The organism is Methylobacterium sp. B1, assembly GCF_000333255.1.
GTDB classification, from domain to species: Bacteria; Pseudomonadota; Alphaproteobacteria; order Rhizobiales; family Beijerinckiaceae; genus Methylobacterium; species Methylobacterium fujisawaense.
Window position 1 is genome coordinate 1 of sequence record NZ_BACT01000961.1, and the last position, 325, is coordinate 325.

At 62.8% G+C, this 325-nt stretch carries 1 protein-coding gene; it reads left to right on the forward strand.

Annotated elements, in window-relative coordinates; all coding sequences use genetic code 11:
- The coding region (locus I53_RS26930; protein ID WP_043356701.1) for an HAD-IA family hydrolase at positions 1-325 on the forward strand (325 nt) is incomplete at both ends.

The window sequence follows — 325 nt, forward strand, 5'->3', positions numbered from 1 at the left end:
CGCAGCCAGGGGCTGAACATTGGCCTCGCCTCCGCCTCGCCGCTGCACATGCAACAGCAGGTGCTGAAGATGTTCGATCTTGAAGGTTACTTCGATCAGCTGGTTTCCGCCGAATACCTGCCGTACAGCAAACCACACCCTGAGGTCTACCTGATCGCCGCCGAGCGCCTGGGCAGCGATCCGCTGCGCTGCATCACGCTGGAAGACTCCTTTAACGGCATGATCGCCACCAAGGCCGCACGCATGCGTTCCATCGTCATCCCGGCGGCCGAATACCGTCACGATCCGCGCTGGGCGCTGGCGGACCACAAGCTGGAGACCCTGG